The sequence below is a fragment of the Mesorhizobium sp. WSM4849 genome, from assembly GCF_055811385.1.
Genome location: NZ_JBVVPW010000117.1, coordinates 1 through 440 on the forward strand (window position 1 = coordinate 1; position 440 = coordinate 440).

Annotated in this window: 1 pseudogene; it reads left to right on the top strand. The window is 61.1% G+C overall.

The features are described 5' to 3' along the window. A pseudogene (gene groEL / locus AC0L3L_RS36465) lies at positions 1 to 440 on the top strand (chaperonin GroEL); the annotation flags it as partial.

Below are 440 nucleotides of genomic sequence, written 5' to 3' on the forward strand. Positions count from 1 at the left end.
GTCGGCTCGATGATCGCCGAAGCGATGCAGAAGGTCGGCAATGAGGGCGTCATCACGGTCGAGGAAGCCAAGACCGCGGAGACCGAACTCGAAGTCGTCGAAGGCATGCAGTTCGACCGCGGCTACCTCTCGCCCTACTTCGTCACCAACGCCGACAAGATGGTTGCGGATCTGGAAGACGCTTACATCCTTCTCCACGAGAAGAAGCTCTCCAACCTGCAGGCCATGCTGCCGATCCTCGAGGCTGTCGTGCAGACCTCGAAGCCGCTGGTCATCATTTCGGAAGATGTCGAAGGCGAGGCTCTGGCCACGCTCGTCGTCAACAAGCTGCGTGGCGGCCTGAAGATCGCCGCGGTCAAGGCGCCGGGCTTCGGTGATCGCCGCAAGGCCATGCTGGAAGACATCGCCATCCTCACCGGTGGCCAGGTCATTTCCGAAGA